This is a genomic window from Rhodococcus sp. NPDC006774 (assembly GCF_040636045.1).
Lineage (GTDB): Bacteria > Actinomycetota > Actinomycetes > Mycobacteriales > Mycobacteriaceae > Rhodococcoides.
On record NZ_JBEYIW010000046.1, the window covers coordinates 1 to 4,174 of the forward strand.

Sequence of the window (4,174 nt, forward strand, 5' to 3'; positions counted from 1 at the left end):
GGGATCCAGTGTTTCGGTCATCATCGATCCTTCCCGCCAAGCTCAGCTCGGCGTGTCGAACCAAGGACCGGATCCACCGTTATTCAGACAGTCCCGCGCAGTACGACCAGGTTTGATATGCAGGGTTACAAGTAAAGTTCTGAATAGTATTGCAGCACTTTGCTTGTCGGATATATCAGGAGCTAGCGAGAGAGGATCGAGCCAGACAGATCGACCTGTACACGGCAGTGACCGTTCCGTGCATTTCGAGCGGTCCTCGGCAGAAGCTTGCTATCGGGTGTCGGGTCCTTCGACCTGTAGAAGGTGTTCGAGGTCGATCGACACGCTTGCGGCGGTGTTCAGTCCGAGTTCCTCGTAGGCGATGGAAAACGTGATCGGTCCGGATTCGGGGAGGGGGCTAAGAAAGTACGTTGCACCGGTCTCCATTGGACGGCTGTAGCTTCGTCCCCCGTACAGCCATGGTGCCGTTTCGTCGTCGTCCTCGGGGGCATCCCACGCGAAGCTCTTCTTGTTGGACACCACCTTGCCTGTGGGAAGCACGAGACCTAGATATATCCGGTGTTTCGCGGGAGGACGCACGCGATGCGTCAGATTGAGACGGTCACCCAACAACCCACTGCCATCGTGAACGGCTGTCGCAGAAAGGTCGAACTGGAGACCTGTTCGGAAGATGCGCAGCCGATCGATCTGCATCTGGACTCCGCCGAGAAGTGCGGCATCGAGCGAGAACGGGTACCGCTCAGAGGGTTCGACCAGTAGGCCCTCGTCTTCGAGGGGTGGCTTCCGTTGGGGATGAACCTCCCGCCGGTTGGCCTTCCGCTCGCGGATGGCTTCCTTGCGAGCGATGTGTGCACGCACCTCGGGTGGATTTTCACCCACGCTGCTCCAAGGGACGCGCCGGACTCCGGGCTCGTCCGGATCGATGCCTTCTACCCACTCCATACCGGCCTCCACCGTCGGCCCCATTAGCGTGCAGCCGCAAACTAAGTTATCGCACGCGAGCTCCGCCAGCCTTGGAAGTACGGGACAGTCGAACTGCTTCTGGCTGTGCGAGCGGCTGAGCTATACGACCAGTCTTGGTATGCAGAGTTACCAGTAAACTAATGCATACTGTTGCAGCGCAACACTTGTCGTCGTCTGCACGTCTCGGCGGCGGATCGATGCGATGGGTCCTGACCCATGAAAGAGATCCTTGATTGGCTGCGAAACACTGTGCCGCGGTTCATGCGTTGCTCGAGACGAATTAGGTGGGCTTCTCCGGTGTCTCGGCGTCGAGGTAGCCCCACCAGTCGATACCGTTCTTGTCTTGCCGGAGGTTGTTCGCGACGGTCCCCAACGGTTCTCCGATATCGAAATCGGCCACTTCTCGGCCGAAGCGCTCAGCGTCTGCCGTCTCCGCAGCAGGAGGCGGCCCCGATTGTGTCATCCGAATTCCCAGAGTCTTCGCGACAGTCATGTACCGGTATACAACGCAGAACGCATCCGGACCGTCCGTCCACGCGTCGGCAACACCGACACCCCACGCTTCGGACAACGAGCTCGTCGATAGGTGACGCAAGCATGAAGCCAAAGTGGATTCCGCCCAGGTCGACGACAGCTCACCGTACTGTTCCAACAGTTCACGGTGCCTGGAGGTGTATCGACGGGCCGATGGAGAATAGGCCTGGGCAGCAACTGTTCCGGCCGAAAAGTAGTCTTCGCGCAGTCCGTGCTGGTTTCGATCGATGATCTGCAGCTTAAGACGGGCAGCGGCACCCTCGGGGAACCGTGACAGCGACTGCCCGCACATGCCCCACGTCGGGGCGCAGAGCAATACGACCACTTTTGATATGCAGGGTTACCGGTAGGCTCTACATGTTCTCTGTCGCAACGCTTTTCGTGGTCGGCCCATTTTTGGGGATGCTGGAGGCTCGCGTAGATAGCGCGCCCGCGAGACCAGGACATGAGATGGACGAGGCCCCGCAAGCCGGAAACCGGTACCCGCCAGCCATTACGGTGATCATTGCTCACGAGTGGGCATCCTTGTGAGGGCAAATCAGGAATTTCGGCGAGCCGAGTCGTTGCCTGTTCTACGGTAATACCGCTGAATTCAGGAGCCAGTCGCGGAGGGGCCGCTCTCGCCATCCAGACGTCGCCACTCGAGAGCGGTACGACCCTCGATCACTGAGTCGGGGCCCAGTTCGTCGGCGATCTCTGCAAGTTTCGATGCTGCGGCAGCGTTTCCTTTGTCGGCGGCGATCGCCCACCATCCGGTGGCAGTGTTTCCTTCGACGATGGCATCGGAACCGGTCCTGCGGGCGGCGTTTCCGAGGTGGTACGAGGCGGCGGTGTGACCCAGTTCGGAGGCGATCGCCCACCATTCTGTGGCGGTGTGTCCTTCGACGATCATGCCGGGGCCGAGCTCATAGGCGTTGACTCCGAGGTTAAATGCTGCACCAGTGTGGCCGCGTTCGTGCGCGATCAGCCACCAGGTGGTGGCGGTGTGTCCTTCGACGATGGCGTCGGAACCGGTCGTGCGGGCGGCGTTTCCGAGGTTGTACGCGGCGTGGGCGTCTCCGCGTTCGTGCGCTATTAGCCACCACTGAGTGGCGGTGTGTCCTTCGATAGTGGCGTTGAGGCCCAGCTTGTTGGCGGCGTTGGTTCCGAGGTTCGATGCTGCACGGGCGTCTCCGCGTTCGGCGGCGATCGCCCACCATCCGGTGGTGGTGTGTCCTTCGACGATGGCGTCGGGGCCGAGCTTGTCGGCGGTGTATCCGAGGTCCAATGCTGCACCGGCGTCTCCGCGTTCGGCGGCGATCGCCCACCATCCGGTGGCAGTGTGTCCTTCGACGATGGCGTCGGGGCCGAGCTCGTGGGCGGTAATTCCGAGGTTGTACGCGGCGTCTTTGTCACCGAGTTGGGCTGCGAGGGCCCACCACTCGGAGGCGGTGTGTCCTTCGACGATTGCATCTGGGCCGATTCTGTCGGCATTGGTTCCGAGGTTCTTTGCTGCGTCGGTGTCTCCGCGTTCGGCGGCGATTGCCCACCACTGAGTGGCGGTGTGTCCTTCGACGATCGCATCGGGGCCGATTGAATGGGCGGCGTGACCGAGGTTGAATGTGGCATCGGTGTGTTCGTGTTCGTGTGCGATCAGCCACCACTCGGCAGCGGTGTGTCCTCCGACGATGGAGTCGCGGCCGAGCTCGTAGGCGATGACGCCGAGGTTGTATGTGGCGTCGGGGTCGCCGCGGTGCGCTGCAGGGAGCAGCCAGACGATGGCAGTGTCGATGCGGTCGTGGTCGTACAGGAATTCTGTGATGCAGATGATGCGTGGGGTGGGGAGGGTGGTGGGGTCGAGGTGGGTGAGGTCGCGGTCGGCGGTCCGTAGGCGTGGGGTGAGGGCGTCGAGGAGTCGATACCGTTCTCCCCCAACACCGTCGGGTGTGTTCGTGTTGGTGCGGGTGAGGATGGTGTGGGGTGATCCAGGTGAGAATCCGGTGGTGGCCCAGTCGTCGAATTCGGTGTCGAACTGGGCGGGTTTCCAGCGTGCGTTACGTGCGAGGCGGCGGTAGTGAATCTGGGTGAGGGTCTGGAGCCAGTCGATGTCGGCTCCGGCGGGGTCGGTGATGGTGGCATCGATGGCTGCGTCGACCAACGCGGCCCTCATTCCGCCGTGTTCGTAGGCGGTGCGGACGGCGGCGTGCAGTTTGTCGACCGTGGCCATCGCTTCGGCGAGACGCGTCAGGTCCAGGCCTTGGAAGTCGCCGGTGTCGTTGTCGGTGAGCATCTGAGACGCCGCGGCGAGTTCGGTGTCGTCGAGTTCGGCGGCGATGTCGACGGCGTTGACTTCGAGCAGGTTCACCAGTACCGGGCTGGCCCCGATGCCCATCATCGTCTCGAGGCCGCCGGCCGAACGCCCACCGGTGGCGTGATCTTTCCAGGCCGCGAGGTCGGCGGAGTGCACGATCAGCACCACCGACGTCGTCAGGGATGCGATCTTGCGGATCCGGGGTGCGGTCAGGCCGGTGTCGGGGGTGACACCGTTGAATCCGGCGTCGTCGAGGACAACCACGTCGGGTCGGGCGGGGTCGTTCTTGACCGCGTCGAGGCGGGTGATGAGGGTGTCGAGTGCCCCTGGTGCGGGGTTGTGCCACCACGTGACCGGTTGCGGTGTCATCGTCGACAGCAGGTGGAA

3 protein-coding genes are annotated in these 4,174 nt (G+C 62.4%); all 3 read right to left on the reverse strand.

What is annotated here, in order from left to right:
• Positions 1-270 precede the first annotated feature (270 nt).
• Positions 271-942: a hypothetical protein gene (locus ABZ677_RS27655; protein WP_358375262.1), complete on the reverse strand. Its 672-nt coding sequence runs from the start codon at positions 940-942 to the stop codon at positions 271-273.
• 301 nt (positions 943-1,243) lie between these two features.
• Positions 1,244-1,456 (reverse strand): hypothetical protein, encoded by a 213-nt coding sequence (locus tag ABZ677_RS27660; protein WP_358375265.1) that lies wholly within the window; start codon positions 1,454-1,456, stop codon positions 1,244-1,246.
• A gap of 633 nt (positions 1,457-2,089) precedes the next feature.
• The coding region (locus tag ABZ677_RS27665; protein ID WP_358375268.1) for a tetratricopeptide repeat protein at positions 2,090-4,174 on the reverse strand (2,085 nt) is incomplete at its 5' end.

Excerpts from the sequence above, each read along its gene's own strand:
- ABZ677_RS27655 (WP_358375262.1), bottom strand. The coding sequence starts at position 942 with ATGGAGTGGGTAGAAGGCATCGATCCGGACGAGCCCGGAGTCCGGCGC.
- ABZ677_RS27660 (WP_358375265.1), bottom strand. The coding sequence starts at position 1,456 with ATGACTGTCGCGAAGACTCTGGGAATTCGGATGACACAATCGGGGCCG.